Source organism: Saccharothrix sp. HUAS TT1 (assembly GCF_040744945.1).
Classification (GTDB): Bacteria; Actinomycetota; Actinomycetes; order Mycobacteriales; family Pseudonocardiaceae; genus Actinosynnema.
The window spans coordinates 3316429-3339968 of the sequence record NZ_CP160453.1; the positions used below are offsets into that span (position 1 = coordinate 3316429).

Annotated in this window: 23 protein-coding genes; 15 read left to right on the plus strand and 8 right to left on the minus strand. The window is 71.9% G+C overall.

Annotated features, from left to right (window positions below; all coding sequences use genetic code 11):
- The first annotated feature begins 46 nt into the window (after positions 1 to 46).
- From recQ to AB0F89_RS16345, 3 genes are read left to right on the plus strand one after another with little or no spacing between them, the layout of a single operon-like run.
- Positions 47 to 1861, plus strand: coding sequence for a DNA helicase RecQ (recQ, locus tag AB0F89_RS16335; RefSeq protein WP_367137046.1), 1815 nt, complete (start codon positions 47 to 49; stop codon positions 1859 to 1861).
- Positions 1858 to 2655: a pentapeptide repeat-containing protein gene (locus AB0F89_RS16340; protein WP_367137048.1), complete on the plus strand. Its 798-nt coding sequence runs from the start codon at positions 1858 to 1860 to the stop codon at positions 2653 to 2655. The genes recQ and AB0F89_RS16340 overlap by 4 nt, the downstream gene beginning before the upstream one ends.
- Positions 2656 to 2715: 60 nt before the next feature.
- Positions 2716 to 3156: a hypothetical protein gene (locus tag AB0F89_RS16345; protein WP_367137050.1), complete on the plus strand. Its 441-nt coding sequence runs from the start codon at positions 2716 to 2718 to the stop codon at positions 3154 to 3156.
- On the opposite strand, the gene AB0F89_RS16350 is transcribed toward AB0F89_RS16345, so the two are convergent.
- On the minus strand, positions 3125 to 5125 hold the full coding sequence (locus AB0F89_RS16350) for an NACHT domain-containing NTPase (protein WP_367137052.1): 2001 nt from the start codon (positions 5123 to 5125) through the stop codon (positions 3125 to 3127). The genes AB0F89_RS16345 and AB0F89_RS16350 overlap by 32 nt on opposite strands.
- A gap of 112 nt (positions 5126 to 5237) precedes the next feature.
- A complete protein-coding gene (locus AB0F89_RS16355; protein WP_367137054.1) occupies positions 5238 to 6038 on the minus strand; it encodes an alpha/beta fold hydrolase in 801 nt (266 codons plus the stop codon).
- A 100-nt stretch (positions 6039 to 6138) separates the two neighbouring features.
- Here AB0F89_RS16355 and AB0F89_RS16360 point away from each other — a divergent pair, with 100 nt between their 5' ends.
- A complete protein-coding gene (locus AB0F89_RS16360; protein WP_367137056.1) occupies positions 6139 to 7323 on the plus strand; it encodes an MFS transporter in 1185 nt (394 codons plus the stop codon).
- Here AB0F89_RS16360 and AB0F89_RS16365 read toward each other — a convergent pair whose 3' ends face one another.
- Positions 7324 to 7743: a CoA-binding protein gene (locus AB0F89_RS16365; RefSeq protein WP_367137058.1), complete on the minus strand. Its 420-nt coding sequence runs from the start codon at positions 7741 to 7743 to the stop codon at positions 7324 to 7326.
- Positions 7744 to 7834: 91 nt separating this feature from the next.
- Here AB0F89_RS16365 and AB0F89_RS16370 point away from each other — a divergent pair, with 91 nt between their 5' ends.
- Positions 7835 to 9106, plus strand: a complete 1272-nt coding sequence (locus AB0F89_RS16370; protein ID WP_367137060.1) for a phospholipase — start codon at positions 7835 to 7837, stop codon at positions 9104 to 9106.
- Here the strand turns inward: AB0F89_RS16370 and AB0F89_RS16375 are convergent.
- A complete protein-coding gene (locus AB0F89_RS16375; protein ID WP_367137062.1) occupies positions 9103 to 9930 on the minus strand; it encodes a serine protease in 828 nt (275 codons plus the stop codon). The two genes, AB0F89_RS16370 and AB0F89_RS16375, sit on opposite strands and share 4 nt — an antisense overlap.
- Positions 9931 to 10049: 119 nt before the next feature.
- Positions 10050 to 10559 carry a DinB family protein gene (locus tag AB0F89_RS16380; protein ID WP_367137064.1) on the minus strand — a complete coding sequence of 170 codons (510 nt, stop codon included), beginning with the start codon at positions 10557 to 10559 and terminating at the stop codon, positions 10050 to 10052.
- Positions 10560 to 10870: 311 nt separating this feature from the next.
- On the opposite strand from AB0F89_RS16380, the gene AB0F89_RS16385 reads away from it, so the two are divergent.
- The 7 genes from AB0F89_RS16385 (at position 10871) to AB0F89_RS16415 (ending at position 17814) form a co-directional block, all read left to right on the plus strand.
- The gene (locus tag AB0F89_RS16385) at positions 10871 to 11833 is read left to right on the plus strand and encodes a hypothetical protein (protein ID WP_367137066.1); all 963 of its coding nucleotides are present in this window, start codon (positions 10871 to 10873) and stop codon (positions 11831 to 11833) included.
- A gap of 206 nt (positions 11834 to 12039) precedes the next feature.
- A complete protein-coding gene (locus tag AB0F89_RS16390; protein ID WP_367137068.1) occupies positions 12040 to 12645 on the plus strand; it encodes an ANTAR domain-containing response regulator in 606 nt (201 codons plus the stop codon).
- Between the two features lie 277 nt (positions 12646 to 12922).
- Positions 12923 to 14098 (plus strand): branched-chain amino acid ABC transporter substrate-binding protein, encoded by a 1176-nt coding sequence (locus tag AB0F89_RS16395; protein ID WP_367137070.1) that lies wholly within the window; start codon positions 12923 to 12925, stop codon positions 14096 to 14098.
- Between the two features lie 126 nt (positions 14099 to 14224).
- Positions 14225 to 15187 (plus strand): branched-chain amino acid ABC transporter permease, encoded by a 963-nt coding sequence (locus AB0F89_RS16400; protein WP_367137072.1) that lies wholly within the window; start codon positions 14225 to 14227, stop codon positions 15185 to 15187.
- The gene (locus AB0F89_RS16405; RefSeq protein ID WP_367137074.1) at positions 15184 to 16347 is read left to right on the plus strand and encodes a branched-chain amino acid ABC transporter permease; all 1164 of its coding nucleotides are present in this window, start codon (positions 15184 to 15186) and stop codon (positions 16345 to 16347) included. Before AB0F89_RS16400 ends, AB0F89_RS16405 begins: the two co-directional genes overlap by 4 nt.
- A 32-nt stretch (positions 16348 to 16379) precedes the next feature.
- Positions 16380 to 17120 (plus strand): ABC transporter ATP-binding protein, encoded by a 741-nt coding sequence (locus AB0F89_RS16410; RefSeq protein WP_367138884.1) that lies wholly within the window; start codon positions 16380 to 16382, stop codon positions 17118 to 17120.
- Positions 17110 to 17814 carry an ABC transporter ATP-binding protein gene (locus AB0F89_RS16415; protein ID WP_367137076.1) on the plus strand — a complete coding sequence of 235 codons (705 nt, stop codon included), beginning with the start codon at positions 17110 to 17112 and terminating at the stop codon, positions 17812 to 17814. The genes AB0F89_RS16410 and AB0F89_RS16415 overlap by 11 nt, the downstream gene beginning before the upstream one ends.
- Positions 17815 to 17841: 27 nt before the next feature.
- Here the strand turns inward: AB0F89_RS16415 and AB0F89_RS16420 are convergent, their stop codons facing one another.
- Positions 17842 to 18393 (minus strand): DUF4352 domain-containing protein, encoded by a 552-nt coding sequence (locus AB0F89_RS16420; RefSeq protein ID WP_367137078.1) that lies wholly within the window; start codon positions 18391 to 18393, stop codon positions 17842 to 17844.
- Between the two features lie 61 nt (positions 18394 to 18454).
- Positions 18455 to 18856 (minus strand): hotdog fold thioesterase, encoded by a 402-nt coding sequence (locus AB0F89_RS16425; protein WP_367138886.1) that lies wholly within the window; start codon positions 18854 to 18856, stop codon positions 18455 to 18457.
- A gap of 72 nt (positions 18857 to 18928) precedes the next feature.
- Between AB0F89_RS16425 and polA the strand changes: the two genes are divergently transcribed.
- The gene (gene polA, locus AB0F89_RS16430) at positions 18929 to 21604 is read left to right on the plus strand and encodes a DNA polymerase I (RefSeq protein ID WP_367137080.1); all 2676 of its coding nucleotides are present in this window, start codon (positions 18929 to 18931) and stop codon (positions 21602 to 21604) included.
- A gap of 469 nt (positions 21605 to 22073) precedes the next feature.
- Positions 22074 to 22478 (plus strand): hypothetical protein, encoded by a 405-nt coding sequence (locus AB0F89_RS16435; RefSeq protein WP_367137082.1) that lies wholly within the window; start codon positions 22074 to 22076, stop codon positions 22476 to 22478.
- Here AB0F89_RS16435 and AB0F89_RS16440 read toward each other — a convergent pair whose 3' ends face one another.
- Positions 22479 to 22922 carry a winged helix-turn-helix transcriptional regulator gene (locus tag AB0F89_RS16440; RefSeq protein WP_367137084.1) on the minus strand — a complete coding sequence of 148 codons (444 nt, stop codon included), beginning with the start codon at positions 22920 to 22922 and terminating at the stop codon, positions 22479 to 22481. It lies immediately after the preceding gene.
- Positions 22923 to 23001: 79 nt separating this feature from the next.
- Here AB0F89_RS16440 and AB0F89_RS16445 point away from each other — a divergent pair, with 79 nt between their 5' ends.
- Positions 23002 to 23505: an N-acetyltransferase family protein gene (locus tag AB0F89_RS16445; protein WP_367137086.1), complete on the plus strand. Its 504-nt coding sequence runs from the start codon at positions 23002 to 23004 to the stop codon at positions 23503 to 23505.
- Positions 23506 to 23540: the final 35 nt, after the last annotated feature.

A 23540-nucleotide genomic window follows, 5' to 3' on the forward strand; every position in this document is an offset into this window, starting at 1 on the left:
CTCGTGCCCTGAAGAAGCTGTCGGTGGGGTCGGTTAGGATCGCGCGATGGCTTCGCAAGAGGTGCTGCGAAGGGTCTTCGGGTACGAGTCCTTCCGCGGGGACCAGCAGGAGATCGTCGACCACGTCATCGGTGGCGGCGACGCGTTGGTGCTCATGCCCACCGGTGGTGGGAAGTCGTTGTGCTACCAGATCCCGTCCCTGGTGCGCGAGGGCACCGGTGTCGTCGTCTCGCCCCTGATCGCGTTGATGCAGGACCAGGTGGACGCGCTCCGGGACCTCGGCGTGCGCGCCGGCTTCCTCAACTCCACCCAGTTCCCCGACGAGCGCGCCCTGGTCGAGGCCGAGTTCCTGGCCGGCGAGCTGGACCTGCTCTACCTCGCCCCCGAGCGCCTGCGCACCGAGCAGACCACCCGCCTGCTCGACCGCGGCAGGATCGCCCTGTTCGCCATCGACGAGGCGCACTGCGTCTCCCAGTGGGGCCACGACTTCCGGCCCGAGTACCTGGCGCTGTCGCACCTGCACGAGCGGTGGCCGGAGGTGCCGCGCGTCGCGCTCACGGCGACCGCCACCCGGGCCACCCACGCCGAGATCGCCGAACGCCTCGCCCTCGGCGACGCCAAGCACTTCGTCGCCAGCTTCGACCGCCCGAACATCCAGTACCGCATCGTCCCCAAGAACGAGCCGAAGAAGCAGCTGCTGGAACTGCTGCGCACCGAGCACAAGGGCGACGCGGGCATCGTCTACTGCCTGTCCCGCAACTCGGTCGAGAAGACCGCCGAATTCCTCACCGAGAACGGCATCCCGGCGCTGCCCTACCACGCGGGCCTCGACGCGGGCACCCGCGCGCGCAACCAGTCCCGCTTCCTGCGCGAGGACGGCCTGGTGATGGTCGCGACCATCGCGTTCGGCATGGGCATCGACAAGCCGGACGTCCGGTTCGTCGCCCACCTGGACCTGCCGAAGTCCGTCGAGGGCTACTACCAGGAGACCGGCCGCGCGGGCCGGGACGGGCTGCCGTCCACGGCGTGGCTGGCCTACGGCCTCCAGGACGTCGTCCAGCAGCGCAAGATGATCGACGACTCCGAGGGCGACCAGCAGCACCGCCGCAAGCTCATGGCGCACCTGGACGCGATGCTCGCGCTGTGCGAGACGGTCCAGTGCCGCCGCGTGCGGCTGCTCGACTACTTCGGCCAGTCCGGCGAGCCGTGCGGCAACTGCGACACGTGCCTGGCCCCGCCGGAGACGTGGGACGGCACGGTGGCCGCGCAGAAGGTGCTGTCCACGGTGGTGCGGCTGCGCAACGAGCGGCGGCAGAAGTTCGGTGCGGGGCAGACGATCGACATCCTGCTCGGCCGCAAGACCGCGAAGGTCATCCAGCACGACCACGACCAGCTGAAGGTCTTCGGCATCGGCGCCGAGCTGAACGAGAGCGGCTGGCGCGGCGTGGTCCGGCAGCTGCTGGCGCAGGGCCTGCTCGCGGTCGAGGGCGAGTACTCCACCTTGGTCGTCACGCCCGCCAGTGACGAGGTGCTGTTCCAGGGCCGCCAGGTGCTGATGCGGCGCGAGCCGGAGCGCGCGGCGAAGGTCAAGACCGCCAAGGCGGCCAAGGGCGCGCCGGTCGACCTGCCCGCCGAGGCCGCGCCGGTGTTCGAGCGGCTGCGGGTGTGGCGGACGGCGCAGGCGCGCGAGCAGGGCGTCCCGCCCTACATCATCTTCAATGACGCCACGCTGCGGCAGATCGCCACGTCCGGCCCGGCCACGCTGGACGAGCTGAGCGCGATCAGCGGCGTCGGCGAGAACAAGCTGGCCAAGTACGGGCAGCAGGTCTTGGACACGCTGAGCGACGCGTTGAGCGCATGAACGACCTCCGCGCCGACTGCGCGCGCTGCTTCGCCCTGTGCTGCGTGGTGCCCGCGTTCGCGGAGTCCGTCGACTTCGCGATCGACAAGCCCGCCCGCACGCCGTGCCCGAACCTGGGCCAGGACTTCCGCTGCGGCATCCACACCCGCTTGCGGGACAGGGGTTTTCCGGGTTGCACGGTGTACGACTGCTTCGGCGCGGGCCAGCAGGTGGCGCAGGTGACGTTCGGCGGCACGAGCTGGCGCGACGACCCGGCGTCGGCGAGCACGATGTTCGACGTCTTCCCGGTGATGCGCCAACTCCACGAACTGCTCTGGTACCTGACCGGTGCGCTGGCGCTGGAACCGGCCCGCCCGCTGCACGCCGACGCCGAGGCGCTGCGGGCGGAGGTCGAAGCGCTCACCAGCGGCACACCGGACGAACTGCTGGCGCTGGACGTCGGCCCCTTCTGGGAGCGGGTGAACGCCCTGCTGCTGCGCGCCAGCGACCTGACCCGGGGCAAGGGCAAGAACCGCCGCGGCGCGGACCTGATCGGCAAGGACCTGAGGGGCGCGAACCTGCGACGGTCCACGCTGCGCGGCGCGTACCTGATCGGCGCCGACCTGCGCGACGCCGACCTGCGGCTGGTCGACTTCATCGGCGCGGACCTGCGCGGCGCCGACCTGGCCGGCGCGGACCTGACCGACGCCTTCTTCCTCACCCAGGCCCAGGTGGACGCGGCCAGGGGCAGCACGGCGACCAAGCTGCCGAAGTCCCTGGCCCACCCCGAGCACTGGGTACGTCACCAGGCGTAGGCGCGGGAGCCGCCGCCGGGCCGACGCGGTGACGGCGCGGCGCGGGCCAGGCTGTGCGCCATGAGACCGGGAGCGCGCAAGACGTGGCTGCTGCTGCACGTCATCTCGTCCGTGGGCTGGCTCGGCGTCACGATCGGGATGCTCGTGCTGGCGCTGGCGGCGTTCGACGCGCCGCAGCTCTACCAGGCGATGTCGCTGCTCGGCGACCTCGTCGTGCTGCCGCTGGCGCTGGCCGCGCTGGTGACCGGCGTGGTGCTGTCGGTGGGCACGAGGTGGGGCCTGGTGAAGCACCGCTGGGTGCTGGTGAAGTTCGCGCTGACCGTCGTCGCCGTGGTCGCCACGACGTTCTCGCTGCGCTCGGGCCTGCACGAGGCGGCGGACGGCGTCGTGGGCACGGCGGGTGGCGACGTCCTGGCGGCGGCGTGCGTCTCGCTGGCGCTCTACACGTTCAACACGGCGCTGTCGGTGTTCAAGCCCTGGGGTCGGACCCGGTGGGGCTGAGGTCGGCCTGCCGGCGCGCCACGGTCGCGGCCAGCTCCGCCGGGTCGCACCCGGCCAGGTGGTCGCGGACCGCGCCGTGCGGGAACCGGTGCTCGTCCACCAGCAGCACCCGGTCCCGCGCGGACTGCAGGACCGCCTTGCGGCGCAACGGGAACTCGTCCAGCGCGAGCGGCCTCGCCAGCAGCTCGGCCACCGGCTCGAACGGCCGGTTCGCGCTCGGCGTGCCGGCCAGGCCGACCAGCAGGCCGGTGACCGCGCCCAGCCCCGAAAGCCGGACGTCCGCGCCGGCGAGCACCGCCAGCCCCGCGCCCGCCGCGCCCGCCGCCGGCAGCCAGCGCAGCCCGGTGGCCGGCCGGATCCGCAGGTTGGACCACACCCCGGCCAGCCCGCCGACGAACGCGCCCACCAGCCCGCCCGCCGCGAGCCCCATCCCCAGGGCGCTCAGCAACTCCACCGACGGACCGGTCAGCACCATCACCCCCGCGGGCGCGAAGGTGCACGCCACCGCGCCGTACCAGTCCCGGGTGATCCCGCGGGCGACCAGCAGCGCGACCACGACGACCAGCCCGTACCCGACCGCCGCCGGCCACCGGGCGGCCTGCGCGCCGAGCAGCCCGCCGAGCAGGGTCGCCGCACCGGTCACCGCCGCGCCGCCGGCGAAACCCACCACCGCCCAGAGGTTCCCGCGCCGCGGGTCGCCCCGCTTCACCTTGAAAGTGCTGCGCGGCACCAGGACCGTCGCCGCGGCGGCGACCGCGGCGGGCACCAGGCCGAGCCGAACACCGACCACGAAGCACAACGCCGCCGCCGCACCCGCGAGCGCGCTCGGCGCGGCCCGCCGGAACAGCCGCCACACCACTTCCGGGCCGACGAAGTCCAGCCACACGTGCCGCGCGGGCAACCGGGACCTGGCCAGCAGGTCGCGCTTGCGCCGGGCGATGCGGGCCAGGAACCGCAGCGCGCGCACCGTCCGCTCCGGACGGTGCGGACCCCGGGCCACCGACTCGACCAGGTAGGTCTCCAGCACGCCCCGGTACTCCGCCCGCCCGGCCCGGTAGGCCAGGGCCAGCAGGCCGAACGCGAGCGGCGTGCGCACCTCGTCCCACAGGTCCGGGTTCTTCTCCAACTCGTCGCGCAGGCCGTCCAACCGGGGGCCGCACGCCGCGATCAGCTCCTGGACGACGTTGCGCGACAACGGTTCCACGCGCACGACGTCGTAGCGCGGCAGGTGCTCGTGCTCGTCGCCCGCGGTGCACAGCACGACCTGCGGCACGTTCAGCGCGGTGATCCACGCCAGGCACTCGACCCGGTCGGCGGGCGCCAGCTCGTCCAGCCCGTCGAACAGCAGCACGACGGCGCGCTCGCGCAGCCACGCCCGGCCGACCCGCGCCCCGATCCGGTACCGGTCGGCGAGCGCGCGCAGCAGCCACTCGCCGAAGTCCTCGTCACGCCGCCAGCCGCCGAGGTCCACCACCACCGGCACCGGCTGGCCGAGGTCGGCGCGGGCCCGCGCGAGCAGCGCCTCGGCCAGCTCCAGCAGCAGCGTCGTCTTGCCCGCGCCCGGCTCGCCCGCCACCACCAGCGGGTGGCGCACGCGCGTCGACAGCCGCGGCCCGACCCGGGGCGCGACGCCGAGCTTCAGCCGCACCTGCTCGGCCAGCGAGCCGGCCACCCGGTCCCGGACGAACCGCTCCACCCGGTCCAGCGCCGCCCGCCGGTTGGCCGGGTGCGCGGGCCGCCGCCGCACGAGCAGCGCGCTCAGCGGTTCCCACGCCGCGAGGCACGCGGTGAGGACGGTCAGCACGGCCAGCGACGGCCACAACCAGGGCGCGTAGCCGCCGAGCACGCGGGGCGCGGACCCGCCGGTGGCGGTGTTGATCGCGACCGGGACGAGCACCAGGCAGGTCACCCCGCCCACGGCGAACAGGGCGGCCAGCCGGGTGGCGCGGCCGAGCCGTCGCGCGTCCATGTGCCCTCCCACCAGGTCGCGATCGACGGTAACGGCGTTCGCGACGCGGTGGTAGAAGGGTTAACGTGGTCGGCCGGTCACCCTCGGTGGCCGGTCCGGGCCGGGTTCCGGCTCAGCCCCGGAGGAAGTCCACCAGCAGCCGGTTCACCTCGGCCGGCTGCTCCAGGAAGCCGTAGTGGCCCGCGTCGGCCACCTCCGCGTACCGCGCGCCGGGGATCGCGTCGGCCACCTCGCGGCCCAGGTAGGCGGGCAGGACCCGGTCGTCGGCGAAACCCACCACCAGGCACGGGACGGTGATGCCGCGGTAGGCGTCGAGCCTGCTCTCGAACTGGTTCATCTCCATCTGCGCCCGCACGCCCTTGCCCACGGCGGACCCGGAGAACTCGAACACGTCCAGCCAGTCCCGCACGCCGACCCGGTCCCGCAAGGTCTTGGGCGACAGGTTCAGCACCGCCGTCACCGCCGCGTGGTACGGCCCCGGCAGCGTGATCCCCTGGTCGTGCAGGGCGCGCTCGCCGCGTGACAACGCCGTCTGCACGGGGTCGTTGCGACCGGCCGTCGCCAGCATCACGGCCTTGGCCACGAGGTCGGGCCGGGCCAGCGCGAGCTCCTGCGCCACCCGCGCGCCCATGGACGTGCCGACGACGTGAGCCCGACCGCCCAGCCGCTCGATCAACGCCGCCGTGTCGCCGACCAGGTCGCCGATGACCATGCCGGACGCGCACTCGTCCGTCGGCGGGATGCCCCGGTTGTCGATGGTGGCCACCCGGAAACCGGCCCCGCGCAGCGCGGGCGCCTGGTGCGCGTGCCACACCCGCCCCGGGCTGCCGGTGCCCATCACCATGACGACGAGGTCGCCCTCGCCCTCCACGTGGTAGCTGAGGTTGATCCCGTTGAGCGCGACGACCGGCATGGGCCGCAGGCTACTAGGGAGGCGGTGGGCGCAGGAGTGCTCCACCCCACGCCGCTGCGGATTGCACCTGACACCGGTGTGAGGTCCGACCATCGCCGGCATGAGCGACACCGCACCGCGCGCCGACGTCCTGCCCGTCGCGGGGGAGCTGCCCCTGCGCCCGCTGCTCCCGCTGGCCACGGCCGCGTTCACCACCGTGCTGACCGAGGCGCTGCCCGCCGGCGTGCTGCCCGGGATGAGCGCCGGCCTCGGCGTGGGCGAGGCCGCGACCGGCCAGCTGGTGACCGTCTACGCCCTCGGCACGGTCGCGGCGGCGATCCCGCTGTCGGCGGTCACCTCCACCTGGCGGCGCAAGCGCCTGCTGCTGGCCGGGGTGGCGGGGTTCGCGGTCGCCAACACCGTCACCGCCGTGTCCGCGTCCTTCCCGCTGACCCTCGTCGCCCGGCTGGTCGCCGGTGTCGCCGCGGGTCTGGTGTGGGCGCTGCTGGCCGGGTACGCCCGCCGGGTCGCGCCCGCCCACCTGCGCGGCAAGGCGGTGGCGGTGGTGATGGCGGGCATCCCGGTCGCGCTGTCGCTCGGGGTGCCCGCGGGGGCGTTCCTGGGCGACGCGCTGGGCTGGCGCGCGTCGTTCTGGGCCATGACGGCGGTCGCCGTCGTGCTGGTCGGCTGGGTGGCGGCGGCGGTGCCGGACCAGCCGGGGCAGCCGCGCGGCGGTCGGGTCCCGGTCGCGCGGACCCTCGCCGCGCCCGGCCTGGTCGCGGTCATGGCCGTGACTCTGGCGTTCGTGCTGGCGCACACCGTCCTCTACACCTACATCGCCGCCTACCTGGCGCACCTCGGCCTGGCCGGCGAGGTCGACGTGGCGCTGCTGGTGTTCGGCGTGGCGTCGGTGGTGGGCATCGGGGTGGTCGGCGTGCTCGTCGACCGCCGGCTGCGGCTGCTGGTGATCGCCGCGACCGCCCTGGTCGCGGTCGCGGCCCTCGCGCTGGTCGGCACGCCGTTCACCTACCTCGCGATGGCGTTGTGGGGCTTGGGGTTCGGCGGCGTGCCGACGCTGCTGACGACGGCGGCCGGTGACGCGGGCGGCGAGGCCGCGGACACCGCGCAGGCCCTGCTGGTCACGCTGTGGAACGCGGCCATGGCGGGTGGCGGTGTCGCGGGCGGCCTGCTGCTGGGCGGGTTCGGGCCGGCGGCGCTGTCGTGGAGCGCGCTGGTGCTCCTGGCGCCCGCCCTGGTCGTGGTGCTCGCCGCCCGCGTCCACGGCTTCCCGGCGGTCCGGCGGTGATCAGCGCGGTCCGTTGGCCGACCACTCGATGGCCGGGCAGCGGTCCATCACGACGTCCAGCCCGGCCGCGGTGGCCCGCTCGTACGCGGCCTCGTCCAGCACGTCGAGCTGGAACCACACCGCCTTCGCGCCGATCTCCACCGCCTGGTCGGCGAACTGCCCCGCCGCCTCGGAGCGGCGGAACACGTCGACCACGTCGACCGGGAACGGGATGTCGGCCAGCGACGCGTAGCCCTGCTCGCCGTGCACGGTCGGCGCGTCCGGGTGCACCGGCACGATCCGCTTGCCGCGCTGCTGCAGGAACCTGGCCACGCCGTGCGCGGCGCGGCGCGGGTCGTCGGACAGCCCGACCACGGCCCAGGTGTCGCCCTCGGCCAGGACGCGGCGGATCTTCTCGGGGTCGCCCCACGGTTCGGTCATGGCACCAGAGTAGGACGGTACTGACCTGAATGAGTTTCGCGTTTACCCTGTGGACTGCCCGCCGCCGCGGAGCCTTCGAGAGGACATCTTGATGCGCGCCACCCGACCGGCCCTGATAGCCGCGCTCGTCGCCTCCCTGACCGCACCCGCCACCACCGCCGAGGCCGCGACCGGCCTCCACTACGTGCAAAGCGCCACCACGGGCCTGAACGTCGGCGTCTCGGGCACGTCAGTGCTCCAGCGCAGGCCCAAGGGCGACGAGGACCGCCAGCAGTGGACCTTCGACGGACGCACGCTGCGCGAGGGCTCGCAGTGCCTGGGCCGGCAGGGCGACCAGGCCGTGATGACGTCCTGCGACAGCGCCGACGCGCAGTGGGACGTGCTGCCCGACGGCGACCGGAGCCGGCTCAAGGTCCCCGGCGCCGACCGCTACCTGATCGCCTCGGGCGCGGACCAGGTGCGCGTCGGCGCCGGCGCCGACCTCTGGTACCTCACCCCGGTGTCGCCGCGGCGCACCCCCGCCCCGCCGGAGGGGGAGCGGCGGCTGGACCAGGTCACCTTCCTGACCGCGCACAACGCCTACGCCAACGGCGTGGACGGCGGCTTCGCCCCGCCGTTCGTCAACCTCGCGCCCAACCAGGCCCGCGGTATCGAGCGGCAGCTCGCGGACGGCGTGCGCGGGTTCCAGCTGGACGTCCACCACACCCCGGACGGCGCGATCCTGTGCCACAACAGCTGCACGTGGGTCAGCCGGCCGGTGGCGCTGTGGGTGGACGTCCAGCGGGTCGTGGACTTCCTGGAGCGCAACCCGACCGAGTTCGTCACGATCTTCCTGGAGGACTACGTCCCGGCCGAGGTGCTGCGCGCCGAGCTGGGCCGGGTCGACGGCCTGGCCGACGTGCTGTTCCGCCCGGACCGGGAGGGCGTGCGGGCGAACGGCTGGCCGACCCTGAACGCCCTGCGCGCCACCGGCCGGCGGCTGATGATCTTCACCGACCACGCCCGGTCGGGTGACGCCGTGCCGCGGGACGGCTTCGGCGTGATGTACCAACCGGAGTGGACGGTGGAGAACCACTGGTCGATGGGCTCGGGTCTCGGCGGTTCCGACTGGTCCTGCCACAGCCGTTGGGGCACGCCGCTCAACCGCACCGAGCCCGGTTTCCGGCCGCTGTTCGTGATGAACCACTTCCGGGACGTGCCGATCCCGTCCACCGCGGGCACGGACAACGGCAAGTCGGCCGACCGAGCCCGCCGCTTCTGCGAGCCCGCCGCCCGTAAAACGCCGACTTACCTGGCCGTGGACCACTACCACCTGGGCAACCCGATGGCGGCGGTCCTGGCGCTGTCCGCCGAGCGGTTCTAGGCCGCCGGTCCCGGCAGCCCGCAGCCGGGGGCGGTCAGGTCCACCCGACCGCCCCCGGTCAGGCACGGCGCGATCTGGTGCGTGCGCTGGGCGTAGCCGATGCCCTGGCGGACCGTCTTCCTGCCGTTCTCGTCGACCTCGCACGGGTTGTTGTCCGTGCACTCCTCGCCGTCCTCGTTGCCGGTGTTGTTGACCGCCACCACCTTGCCGGTGGCCAGGTCCACCACCGGAGAGCCGGACGTGCCGCCCTTGGTGTGGCAGTCCTCGGTGTAGCGCATCGAGCCCTGCCAGGTCCACCGGCCCTCGCGCAGCTCGTGCACGTAGCCGTCCGCCTCGCACTCGTAGACGTCGCGCCAATAACCGGAGACGACCCTGATGTCGATGCCCTCGCCCGGCTGCTCCGGCGACAGCTCCAGCGCGCGGGACCCCTTCGCCTCGACCTCCGCGTAGGTGGACCCGACCCGGTAGAGGGCCACGTCCGTGCCGAACATCGTGGCGTAGACCAGGGACGTCGCGCGCAGCGTGCCGAGCGAGCCGTCGCCGTCGCCGTCGATCAGCTTGAACTCCCGGTCCGAAGGCAGGTCCACCATGACCTCCCGCGGCTCCATGAACTTCACGCAGTGCCCGTTCGTCATCACCAGCGCCGGGTCGGCCGGGTCGTAGTCCGGCGGCCGGACCACCGCGCCGGAGCAGCCGCTCAGCGACACGGTCCCGGCGAAGTCGACCTCGGCGCGCGCGGGGGCCGACGGCGCGGCGGACGCGACCGGGGCGACGGCGGACAGGGACAGCACGAGCGCGGCGAGCACCGCGGACGGATGGCGCATGGGCGTTGATCCAATCAGCCGCCGCCGGGCGGTGCACGTCCGTTCACCCGCAGGTGGGACACCGGTTCGGTGGTCGTCCGGGTGCGCGATCCGGAGCGCGACCTCCCGCCCCCGGCGGGCTACTCGCCCTTCACGCCGTCCGCCAGCTCCCGCAGGAAGTCCAGGTGGCCGACGTGCCGGCCGGTCTCCTGCACCAGGTGCGCCAGCACCCAGCGCACCGTGCGGCCGTTGCCGGAGTGGTCGCCGCGGGTCCGGTCGTCCGGGCCCAGCCCGTCCAGCGCGCTCGCCGACCGCGCCCACTCGGCCCGGTACTCGGCGATCACCGACTCCACCGTGTCGCCGGGGTGCAGGAGCCACGACGCGTCCGCGTCCGCGCCCCACAGCGACGGCAGCTCGACACCGCCCGCCTCGATCGACAGCCACCACCGCTCGACCGCCGTCAGGTGCCGCAGCACGCCGAGCGCGCTCACCACCGGCGACGTCGGGATCGGGGTGGCGGTGGCGTCCGCCCGGCTCAGGCCCTCGACCTTGGCGACGGCGGTCAGCCGCAGGAAGGTCAGGAAGTCGGTCAGCAGCCGCAGCTCGTCATCGGCGTCCGCCGCCGGCCACGTGCGTTCGTTCGAACTCATGTTCGACACCCTAGCGGGCCCGGCGGCGCCGGAACCGTCCACAACGGACGCCTCGACGCCGTGCGCGGCGGAATGCGTCCACGAGGCGACCGCCGTGCCGAAACGTGGCGGCGTCACGCGCGTGGGCTTGCTATCGTCGGAAGTGGCGTGTGCGAGCAGACGTGAGGCTGGAGCCACTCCCCGGCAACGGGTGGCGTGATCCGCCGCGGGGTGAGGGCACCCCTGCTCGCGGCAGGACCACCGAAGTCCGTTGAACGACGCGTTGACGCGTCCTTGTTGCGCCGAGCCGGGCGGCGGGAGCGAGGACTGCTGTGGCGCGATCGTCGTTGACCGAGCAACTGGTCGACCTGCGTCGGACCTACACCGGCGAGAACCTGACCCAGGCCGTGCCCGCGGTGAAGGCGGTGCTGCACGACCTGCCGGACGACCGGCGCGAACGCGTGGTGGACGCGTTGCGCGGCAAGGCCGACGCGCGCGGGCTGTTCCTGCCCGACGCCGACGGCGAGGACCAGCGGGCGCTGGAGTGCGTGCTGCTCAAGGCGGGGCTGGACGCGGGCGCGCACCTCCAGCTGCGGCCGCCGGCCAGCATGCTGCGCCCGGCGCACGCGTTCCGCGCGGTCGAGCCCGCGCCGCACCCCAGGGTGCACCTCACCGAGCACGCCCTGGGCCCGCTGCTGTACGAGCTGCTGCCGCGCCACGACGAGTCGTGGGTGTCGGGCGTGGCCGGCCTGCGGGTCACCCACCACCCGCGCTCGGTGGAGCTGCGGCTGATCGGGCTGGACGCGGCCGTGCACCTCGCGGGCGTGGACGAGCGGGCGTGGGCCGAGGGCCTGAGGTACGTGCGCAACCTGCTCGACGGCCGCGGTCTGACCGGCGCGTTCATCGACGGCCCGCTCGCCCCCGTCGAGCGCGACCACCTGGACGAGACGCCGTACCCGACCGGTGCCGGCAGCGCCGTGCTGCGCCGGTACCACCTGTTCAGCGCCACGCCGTGGGTGCGCGCGCTGGCGCAGGGCGACCGGTGGTGGGTGGAGTGGCCGGAGGGCCTTGGTGTGGTGGGGGTGGCCGACCGGCTGCTGCACCCCGTGTTCGGCCTGCCCGGCGCCGCGGAAGTCCCCAGCGCCGGCGGGGGTCTCGGCCTCTCCAACGGGTGGCACGACCTGTACCTGCGGGAGGTCGACGGGCCGAACCCGGAGCACGAGCCCGCGCTGGCCGCGATGGAGTGGCCGAAGGGCGTGACCGGGTGGTGGGAGCCGCCGCAGCCGGTGCGCTGAGCCGACCGCCCCTGGCGGGGGACACCCGCCAGGGGCGGTGCTCACCCACGGCGTTCGGCCGAGCGCCCGGGGCCGAACCGACGAAGTCGTCGCCGGTGGCCGTGATCACGGCCCGACCGCGTCGACCGGCCCGGGGACGCCGGTAGACTGCGGTTTCGTCCGACGCGACCGCGTCGAGCCGCCGCCAGAGTGTCAGGAGGACCCCGGTGACCCATCAGGCTGCCGAGGCCCAGCCCGAGGTCGCGCCCCGGCGCGTGCTCGTGGCCGAGGACGAAGCCCTCATCCGCCTCGACCTGGTCGAGATGCTGCGCGAGGAGGGGTACGAGGTGGCCGGCCAGGCCGCCGACGGCGACGAAGCGGTCACGCTGGCCACCGAGCTGCGGCCGGACCTGGTGATCATGGACGTGAAGATGCCCAAGGTCGACGGCATCGAGGCCGCGTCGGTGATCGCGGGCAACCGCATCGCGCCGGTCGTCATCCTCACCGCGTTCAGCCAGCGCGACCTGGTGGAGCGGGCCCGCGACGCGGGTGCGATGGCCTACCTGGTCAAGCCGTTCGCCAAGCGCGACCTGGTGCCCGCGATCGAGCTGGCGATGAGCCGCTTCGCCGAGCTGCAGGCGCTGGAGAACGAGGTCGCCGGGCTGACCGAGCGGCTGGAGACGCGCAAGGTCGTCGAACGCGCCAAGGGTTTGCTGATGACCAAGCAGGGCCTGTCGGAGCCCGAGGCGTTCCGCTGGGTGCAGCGCACCGCGATGGACCGGCGCACGACGATGAAGGCCGTCGCCGAAGCCGTCATCGAAAACTTCGGCTGAGTATCAGCCGGAGATACCCGTTCGAGTATCGGACAGGCCGCAGGGCCATTCTCGGTTACTGCCCGCATTGGCTTTGTGACCTGCGGCTATTTGAGCTGGATTTGAGGTTGGTTAACCTCGGGGCATAATCCGGTGACTACCGTCACGATGTGGACACAGAGCAGTAAGACCACCTGTTCACCGAACTCAACTGAAGCTACGTTCCTGCCCTAACCCACGCCCTCGTGTGAGGGCTCCGCCTACCGGCGGGTTGGTTGGTGTCATGGGAGGTATTCCGGTGTCAGGAGCACGACTCGGCCGAGTTCTGGTGCTGGCGGCGGCTTCGTCGCTGGTGCTCGCGGCTTGTGCCGGAGGCGGCGGCGGTGGCGAAGCGGGTGGCGACGTCACCTCGGTCAAGATCGGGTTCATGGGTGACCTCACCGGTGAGAACTCGGCGATCGTGATCCCGCCCCGGAACGGGGCGGTCATGGCGGTCGACGAGTACAACGCCACGAACCCCAAGGTCAAGATCGAGCTGGTGCAGTACGACAGCCAGGGCAAGCCCGACCAGGCGACCTCGCTGATCACGCAGGCCATCGGCCAGGACAAGATCGTCGGCCTCATCGGCCCGGCCTTCTCCGGTGAGTCGAAGGCCATCGGCGGCCAGCTGGAGGAGAACAAGATCCCCAGCGTCTCGCCGTCCGCCACGAACCCCGGCCTGGCGAGCAACAACTGGACCTACTGGCACCGCGTCGTGGCCAACGACGACGACCAGGGCCCCGGCATCGCCGAATTCCTGGTGAAGGCGAAGAGCCCCAAGAAGGCGTTCGTCCTGTCCGACGACCAGGAGTACAGCGTCGGCCTGGCCGAGGCCGTCGGCAAGTCCTTCGAGGCGGCCGGCGTCACGGTCGAGCGCGACAAGTTCGCCAAGGACGCGTCCGACTACTCGTCCACCGTCACGAAGGTCGCCTCGGCCAACCCCGACGTGATCGTCTTCGGTGGCTACTACGCCCAGGCGGGCCGGCTGCTCAAGCAGCTCCGCGACGGCGGTGTGACGGCGACGTTCGCCTCCGGTGACGGCTCGCTCGACCAGCAGCTCGTCACCGGCGCGGGCACCCAGGCCGCCGAGGGCGCCGTCCTCGCCTGCCCGTGCAACATCCCGTCGGCCGACGTGACCGGTCCGTTGAAGACGTTCTTCGACAACTACAAGAAGAGCGCCAACGTCGACCCGGCCATCTACGCGACCGAGGGCTACGACGCCGCGACCGCGTTCATCAAGGCCGTCGGGGCGGGCAACACCACCGGCGAGAAGATCAACGAGTTCCTGAAGACGGCCAGCTTCGAGGGCGTGTCCAAGCCGATCAAGTTCAAGGCGAACGGCGAGCCGGAGAACAACGCGATCTTCATCTACCAGGTGAAGGACGGCCAGGTGAAGCTGCTGGGTTCCGCCGAGGAAGCCAAGATCGAAGGCTGATCCGAGACGGAAAAGATAAGCAGGCTAGCGCGCTGGGGAGCGGGAGCGTCGTGGGAACGACTGCTCCCGCTCCCCACCACTATCGCGAAGTTTCTCCCCCCGCCCGTCTCGTGAGGCAAACCTGTCATGCTTGATGATTTCCTCAACCAGATCCTGCCCAGCACGGTGGGCGGACTGGTGTTCGGCTCCATCTACGCGCTCATCGCCCTCGGCTACACGATGGTCTACGGCGTGCTGCGCCTGATCAACTTCGCGCACTCCGAGATCTTCATGATCGGCACGTTCACGTCGCTCGTGGTGGTCACGGCGATCGCGCCCTCGGCGCCGCTCACCGGGTTGGCGCTGTTCGGCGTGCTGTTGTTGATCATCGTGCTGTCCGCGGCGGTGTCCGGCGGCGCCGCCGTCCTGCTGGAGCTGGTGGCCTACCGGCCGCTGCGCAAGAAGGGCGCCACCCGGCTCACCGCGCTGATCTCGGCGATCGGCGCGTCCCTGTTCCTGATGGAGCTGTTCGCGCTCGTCATCATCCCCTGGTTGACCGGCAAGCCCGGCCGCAACCAGCAGTCCTCGCCGCGCATCGTCGACCGCGACACGGTGTTCACCATCGGCAACGCGGCCGTCCGCACCGACCACATCATCGTCGTGGTCGCCGCCGTCATCATGATGATCGCCCTGGACCGCTTGGTGAACAAGACCAAGATCGGCCGCGGCATCCGGGCCACCGCGCAGGACCCCGAGGCCGCCGTCCTGATGGGCGTCAGCATCGACAACATCGTGCGGATCACGTTCCTCCTCGGCGGCGCGATGGCCGGCGTGGCGGGCGCGCTCTACCTGATGGAGTTCGAGAACACGGTCTTCAACGTCGGTTTCGTGCTCGGCATCAAGGCGTTCACCGCCGCCGTGCTCGGCGGTATCGGCAACCTGCGCGGCGCGCTTCTCGGTGGTGTCGCGCTCGGCCTGATCGAGAACTGGGGCGCGATCTTCCTTGGCTCGGAGTGGAAGGACGTGATCGCGTTCACCGTCCTGGTGGTCGTGCTGATGTTCCGACCGACCGGCATCCTCGGTGAATCCCTGCAGAAGGCCCGCGCATGAAAGGCAACGGAGTGACTGGCAACGCGAATCCGTTGAGGCGCGTCGGCGCCCTGGTGGGCGGCGCCCGCGACTGGTGGGAACACGCCAAGACGTGGCAGCGGTACGCGGTCTACCTGGCCGCGATCGCTTTCGCGCTGATCCTGCCCGCGCCGTGGATCGGCACCTTCATGTCGCCCGGCTCGGACTGGACGACGGTGCTGATCTACCCGATCGGCACCTACATCCTGCTGGCCATCGGCCTGAACGTGGTGGTCGGCCAGGCGGGTCTGCTCGACCTCGGGTTCGTCGCGTTCTTCGCGATCGGCGGCTACTCGGTGGCCTACTTCGGCACCCAGTACGGCTGGAACTACTGGGCGACCGTGGCGTTCGGCATCATCCTGGCCGCCGTGTCCGGCGTCATCCTCGGCGCGCCGACGCTGCGCCTGCGCGGCGACTACCTGGCGATCGTGACGCTCGGCTTCGGTGAGATCGTCCGCATCACCGCGAACAACACCGACGAGATCGGCGGCGCGCGCGGCATCACGAACATCCCGCACCCGACCGACATCCCCGGTGTCGTGGAGTTCAAGCTCCTGCCCGCGCCGTACTACTACCTGATCCTGCTCGCCATCGTGGTCGTGATCATCTTCTCGGTGCGGCTGCAGAAGAGCCGGGTCGGCCGCGCGTGGGCGGCGATCCGCGAGGACGAGGACGCGGCCGAGCTGATGGGCGTGCCGACGTTCAAGTTCAAGCTGCTCGCGTTCGCCATCGGCGCCATGATCGGCGGTCTCGCGGGCGGCATCTACGCCGGCAAGGCCGTGTTCATCGAGCCGAACACGTTCCCCTTCATCCTGTCCGCGACGATCCTCGCCGCGGTCGTGCTCGGCGGCTCGGGCAACCTGCCCGGCGTCATGCTCGGCGCGTTCGTCATCGCCTGGCTGCCCGAGCGGTTCCGCGAGGTCGAGTGGCTGAAGGACATGCTGGGCAAGGACCCGTCGGAGTACCGCATCCTGCTGTTCGGCGGCGTGCTGGTGCTGATGATGGGCTTGCGCCCGGAGGGCCTGCTGCCGTCGCGCCGGCGCAAGGCCGAACTGCACGAGGGCACCGGCGGCATGGGCACGATGGGTGCCGAGGTCCCGGGTCCGGACACCGAAGCACCGACGACGGAGGCGGCCAAGTGAGCACTCCCGTCCTTCAGCTGGACGACGTGACCATGCGCTTCGGCGGCGTGGTCGCCCTGCGCGGCGCGAAGATCAGCATCGCCCCGGGCGAGATCTTCGCCCTGATCGGGCCCAACGGCGCGGGCAAGACCACGGTGTTCAACGTGGTCACCGGCGTCTACCAGCCCACCGAGGGCCAGGTGCTGTTCAACGGCGACCGGATCAACGGCACCAAGCGGTTCAAGATCACCAAGCAGGGCATCGCCCGCACGTTCCAGAACATCCGGCTGTTCCACAACATGTCGGCGCTGGAGAACGTGATGGTCGGCGCGGACGCGCACCACAAGACCGGTGCGATCGGCGCCACGCTCAACCTGCCCTGGCACCGCAAGGAGGAGAAGCGCGGCCGCGAGCTGGCCCGGGAACTGCTCGACTTCGTCGGCATCCCCGGTCGGATGAGCGAGACCGCGAAGAACCTGCCCTACGGCGACCAGCGCCGGCTGGAGATCGCCCGCGCGCTGGCGACGGACCCGAAGCTGCTGCTCCTGGACGAGCCCGCGGCGGGCATGAACCCGGCCGAGAAGGAAGCGCTCCAGGCGCTGATCCGCAAGATCCGCGACAGCGGCCGGACCGTCCTGCTGATCGAGCACGACATGAGCCTGGTCATGGGCGTCAGCGACCGCGTCGCGGTGCTGGACTTCGGCCAGCTCATCGCAGAAGGGCTCCCGCAAGAGGTGCAGAACAACCCGAAGGTCATCGAGGCGTACCTGGGGGTGTCCGAAGATGCTTCTTGAGCTCAAGGACATCCACGTCCACTACGGCAAGATCGCCGCCATCAAGGGCATCAGCCTGGAAGTGGCGGAGGGTGAGATCGTCTCGCTCATCGGCGCCAACGGCGCGGGCAAGACGACGACGCTGAAGACGATCTCCGGACTGCGCCCGCTGACCAGCGGCCAGGTCCTGTTCGACGGCCAGGACATCTCCAAGATGCCCGGCCACAAGCGGGTCATGGCGGGCATCGGCCAGTCACCGGAGGGCCGCGGCGTGTTCCCCGGCATGACGGTGCAGGAGAACCTGCTGATGGGCGCCTACACCCGCAAGGACGCGCTCGACGCGGACCTGGCCGAGGTCTACGAGCTGTTCCCGCGGCTGGCGGAGCGCAAGAGCCAGTTCGGCGGCACCATGTCCGGCGGCGAGCAGCAGATGGTCGCCATCGGCCGGGCGCTGATGACCAAGCCGAAGGTGCTCCTGCTGGACGAGCCGTCGATGGGCCTCGCGCCCATGCTCATCGCGCAGATCTTCGAGATCATCAAGGAGATCAACAAGCGCGGCACGACCGTGCTGCTGGTGGAGCAGAACGCGCAGCAGGCGCTGAAGCTCTCCCACCGCGCGTACGTGCTGGAGACCGGCCGGGTCGTGAAGAGCGCGCCCGGTCCGGAGCTGCTGGACGACCCCCAGGTGCGCGCGGCGTACCTCGGCGGTCACTGAGAGCGCCCGGCGGTCCCGCTGGCCCGGTCACTGGGCCAGCGGGATCTCGGTGCTCGACTCGTCCTTCAGGTCGGTCAGCGTCGGACCGCCGTACACCCGCAGGGCCAGCGGCTTCGCGTCCTTCGGCACGTCGTAGTAGACGTCGTACTCCAGCCGCACGTTCGCGCCGAGGTCGATCCGCTCCGGCTGCCGCTTGATCGTCATGGCCTGCGAGTCGGTCTGGTGCTCGACGTCGTGGTCGTCGACCAGCACGTGCCTGCGGGCGTCGAACGACACGCTGCTGCGGCCGTTGTTGATCACGCTCATCCGGATCCGGACGAACTGGCCCTTGGCGTGGAACTCGGCGTGGCTGCCGATCAGCGTCGGCACCTCCGTGGTGAGCCCGACCAGCGTGAACGCCGTGTCGCCGTCCGCCGTGGTGGGTATCTTGAGCGGCTTCTCGTCCGGCCGCACCGTCTGCGCGGGCAGCGGGTAGGTCGGCGCCGAGGAGACCGTGGTCTCCGGCCCGGCCACCACCGGCGTGCCGCCACAACCGGCCGCCACCAGCACGGCGGCCGTCACCGCCACCAGACGCCGCACGCCCACCTCCAGCTCACCCGGTCCCCCTGGATTGCACACCCGCGGGGGCCGAATCGCACCTTCACACCTTCGGGGCATCTTTCAGGAAGCAGGTCAGCCGGGCCGTGCAGGCTCGCCGGTCCTGGTCGTCGGTGATGACGATCTCGTAGGTGGCCGTGCTGCGACCCCGGTGGACCGGCGTGCACACGCCCGTGACGACGCCTTCGGTGACGGCCCGGTGGTGCGTGCAGGACAGCTCCAGGCCGACCGCCAGCCGCTCCGGCGCCGCGTGCATGGCCGCCGCGATCGAGCCCAGGGTCTCGGCCAGCGCCGCGTTCGCGCCGCCGTGCAGCAGCCCGTACGGCTGCCGGTTGCCCTTGACCGGCATCGTCCCGACCAGCCGGTCGGCCTCCCATCGGGTGATCTCGATGCCGAGCTTGGTGGTCAGCTGCTCGTGGGCGACGGCCTGGTCGGAGCCGGGCATGTCCTCGGGGGCGGGCGTCACGGTTGCTCCAGTCGGTGCGGCGCTGTCGGACCCCCACCCTAGACTCGCCGCGTGAGCACTTCAGAAGCCTCCCGCCTGCTGCTGGTCGACGGCCACTCGATGGCCTACCGGGCCTTCTTCGCGCTGCCCAAGGAGAACTTCCAGACGGGCACGGGCCAGACGACCAACGCGGTCTACGGCTTCACCTCGATGCTCATCAACCTGCTGCGCGACGAGAAGCCCACGCACATCGCGGTGGCGTTCGACGTCTCGCGCAAGACGTTCCGCACCGAGGCGTACGCGGAGTACAAGGCCGGCCGCAGCGAGACGCCGGACGAGTTCCGCGGCCAGGTCAGCCTCATCGAGGACGTGCTGGGCACGCTGTCCATCCCCACGCTGTCGAAGGCCGACTTCGAGGCCGACGACCTGATCGCCACGCTCACCACGCAGGCCACGGCGCTCGGCTTCGAGGTGCTGATCTGCACCGGCGACCGCGACGCGCTGCAGCTGGTGACCGACAAGGTGACGGTGCTGTACCCGGTCAAGGGCGTGTCCGAGATGGCCAGGTACACCCCCGAGCTGGTGCTGGAGAAGCAGGGCGTGCCGCCCGAGCTGTACGCCGACTACGCGGCGGTGCGCGGCGACTCGTCGGACAACCTGCCCAACACCCCCGGCGTCGGCCCGAAGACCATCGTCAAGCTGCTCACCCAGTTCGGCTCGCTGAACGGCCTGATCGACCACATCGACTCGGTGCCCGGGAAGGTGGGCGACGCGCTGCGCGCCAACCTGTCGAACATCATGCTGAACCGGCAGCTCACCGAGCTGGTGCGGGACGTGGAGCTGCCCGTCGGCCCGGACGGGCTGGCCGTCCGGCCGTGGGACCGCGACGCGGTGCACCGGCTGTTCGACGAGCTGGAGTTCCGGGTGCTGCGGGACCGGCTGTTCTCCACCCTGTCCACCGCCGAGCCGGAGGCCGAGGAGGGCTTCGCGGTCAGCGGCGGCCCGGTGCCGGTCGGCTCGGTGGCGTCGTGGCTCGACGCGCACGCCCGGTCCGGCCGGGTCGGCCTCGCGTTCCGCTCGACCGGCGGCGAGCTGGAGGGCCTGGCGCTGGCCGCGGTCGACGGCGAGGGCGGGTACGTCGAGGTCGCGTCGCTGACCGAGGCCGACGAGAACGCGCTGGCCGGGTGGCTGGCCGACGAGTCGGCGGTGAAGGCGGCGCACGACCTGAAGCTGCCGCTGCGCGCCCTGCGGGCACGCGGCTGGGAGCTGCGCGGCGTCAGCAGCGACACGGCGCTGGCCGCGTACCTGGTGCGGCCCGGCCAGCGGTCGTTCGCGCTGGACGACCTGGCGCTGCGCTACCTCAAGCGCGAGCTGCGGGCCGAGGAGCCCGACGACGGCCAGCTGTCGCTGCTGGCCGACGAGGAGGAGGAGCGGCAGAAGGCGGCGCAGGCGGCGATCGTGCGGGCGTTCGCGGTGGCCGAGCTGGCCGACGCGCTGGACGCGGAGCTGGTCGCCACCGGCCAGGAGTCGCTGCTGGCGAACCTGGAGCTGCCGCTGATGATGGTGCTGGACGAGGTGGAGGCGGTCGGCATCGCGATCGACTCCGAGCACCTGGCGGCGCTGGAGGCGCACTTCGCGGCGGGCGTGAAGCAGGCGGCGCAGGACGCGTACGGGGTGATCGGCAAGGAGATCAACCTCGGCTCGCCCAAGCAGCTCCAGGCGGTGCTGTTCGACGAGCTGAACATGCCGAAGACGAAGAAGACGAAGACCGGGTACACGACCGACGCGGACGCGCTGCAGAGCCTGTTCGAGTCCACCGAGCACCCGTTCCTGCAGCACCTGCTCGCGCACCGGGACGTGACCAGGCTGAAGTCGACGGTGGACGGCCTGCTCAAGGCGGTCGCCGACGACGGCCGCATCCACACCACGTTCCACCAGACGATCGCGGCGACCGGTCGGCTGTCGTCCACCGACCCGAACCTGCAGAACATCCCGATCCGCACCGACGAGGGCAGGCGGATCCGCGAGGCGTTCGTGGTCGGGCCCGGCTACGCCGAGCTGATGACGGCGGACTACAGCCAGATCGAGATGCGGATCATGGCCCACCTGTCCGAGGACGAGGGCCTGATCGAGGCGTTCCGCAGCGGCGAGGACCTGCACACGTTCGTCGCGTCGCGGGCGTTCTCGGTGCCGACGTCGGAGGTGACCGGCGAGCAGCGCCGCCGGGTGAAGGCCATGTCGTACGGGCTGGCCTACGGGCTGTCCGAGTACGGGCTGGCGCAGCAGCTGCGGATCTCGGCGGTCGAGGCGCGGGAGCAGAAGGAGGCGTACTTCGCCCGGTTCGGCGGGGTGCGCGACTACCTGCACGCCGTGGTCGAGGACGCGCGGAAGAAGGGCTACACCGAGACCATCCTCGGTCGGCGGCGCTACCTGCCCGACCTGAACAGCGACAACCGGCAGCGCCGGGAGATGGCCGAGCGGATGGCGTTGAACGCGCCGATCCAGGGCAGCGCGGCGGACATCATCAAGGTGGCGATGCTCGGCGTGTTCCGCGCGCTGGAGGAGTCGGGCCTGCGGTCGCGGATGCTGCTGCAGGTGCACGACGAACTGGTGCTGGAGATCGCCGAGGGGGAGCGCGAGCAGGTCGAGGCGCTGGTCCGGGCGCAGATGGGCGGCGCGTACGAGCTGTCGGTGGCCATGGAGGTCTCCGTCGGCGTGGGCCGCTCCTGGGACGCGGCGGCGCACTGACGGCCGCACCACCCGGCTCGCCGCGCTCGCCGGCCCACCACACCCGGCGGGCTTGACCGCGCCCGGCGAGCCCACCCGGCGCCCGCTGCGCCCGCCGAGCCCGCGTGCCGCGCACCGGCACTTGCCGCGCCCTGACACCCGCCGACCACCCCGGCTCGCCGGGCACTGCGGCTCGCCGGGCACTGCGGCTCGCCGGGCACTGCGGCTCGCCAAGCACAGCCGCCCGCCGGGTTCTGCGGTCCGCCAGGCTCTGCGGTCCGCCGGGCACCGCCGCCGCCAGGGACTGCCGCCCGCAGCTCCGCACCGTCACCGAGCATCGCGGCTCAGCGGGCGCCACCGTCCGCTCCGGACAGTCACCGAGTACCCCCACCTGCGTGTTCACTGCGGACAGCCGTACTTCGCGCCCGCCACCCCTGACCGATCATCAGTGGTGACGAAGGGGGCGGCGATGGTGCACAGGTGGTCCCGGTTGTTCACACCCATCGGGGTGTTCCTCGCGCTGTTCGGCGTGCTGAACTTCGCCGAGCTGCCACTGGGCTGGAAGGACCGCCAGCAGCAGGTCGGCCGCTACCTGGACGCCACCCTCAACCTGGGCGCCGACTGGGTCATGCCGATCATCTGGTTGGTGAAGCTGGTCGAACTGGCCCTGGGCCTGCTCGCGCTCGCCGCCCTGGTCAAGCGCGACACCCGCTGGCTCAGCGCGGCCGTCGTCGGCTGGCTCGCCTGGTTCACCGTCTTCAGCGCCATGGACGTGTGGGCGGCCGACCGGGTCGAGCTGCAGGAGCACACCGTCTACTTCGTCATGTTCGCCGTGCTGCTGGGCATGATCCACGTGGTCTCGGCGGTGGAGCAGTTCCTGGCCGCCCGGCGGTGATCAGCGCAGCGGCGTGACGCGGACGTCCCGCGCGGTCAGCTCGTCGCCGCACCCCTCGCACGACACGTGCACCCCGACGTCGCCGCCGCACGTGCGGTGGTGCAGGTCGAACGACGGGCCCTCGGCGGGCGCCATCCAGCGGTCGCCCCACTTCCGCAGGGCCATCAGCACCGGGTAGAGGTCGTGGCCCTTCTCGGTCAGCCGGTACTCGTACCGCGTCCGCACGTCCTTGTACGCCTCGCGGCGCAGGATGCCCTCCTCGACCAGCGTGCCCAGCCGCTCGGTCAGCACGCTGCGCGAGATGTCCATGGCCACCTGGAAGTCCTCGAACCGCCGCGTGCCCAGGAACGCCTGCCGCAACAGCAGCAACGTCCACCGCTCGCCCAGCAGGGCGGCGGGCAGCGAGACGGTGCACAGCTCGTCGGCAACCTTCACGTGCGCCATGCCCACCGACGATACCCCCCTTGCGTTCGAAAAACGGATCCAGCTAGGGTTCGGAATCCGAACCCAGGGGGCGACCGCCATGAGAGTCCGCGAACTGCACGCCGCCGAAGCGGGCGACGCCGTCGACACCGTCTTCCACGGCCTGTCCGCGCGGAGCCGCTACCTGCGCTTCCACGCCCCGGTGCCGCGCCTCACCGCGACCATGCGCCGCCGCCTCACCGACCTCGACGGCCACCGCAGGGCCGCCGTCGTGGCCGAGTGCCGCCGCACGCCGGTCGGCATCGCCCGGCTGGTCGCCACCGGCGACGACACCGCCGAGATCGCCCTGGCCGTGGTCGACCCGTGGCAGCGCAAGGGCGTCGGCACGGAGCTGATGACCGCCCTCGGCCGGCTCGCCACCGACCTGCGCTACGCCGAGCTGCACGGCGACGTCCTCGGCGAGAACGTCCCGGTGCTGCGCCTGGTCGGCCGGGTCTTCCCGGGCGCCCGGCTCACCCGCGACGAGGACGACGTCATCCGGGTGAGCTACCCCCTGGCCTTCGACCTGACCCACGAGGAACTGGTGGCCGACCTGCGGTGGTGAGCCTGTTAGCGTCCCGGGAAAACGCTTACCGGGGA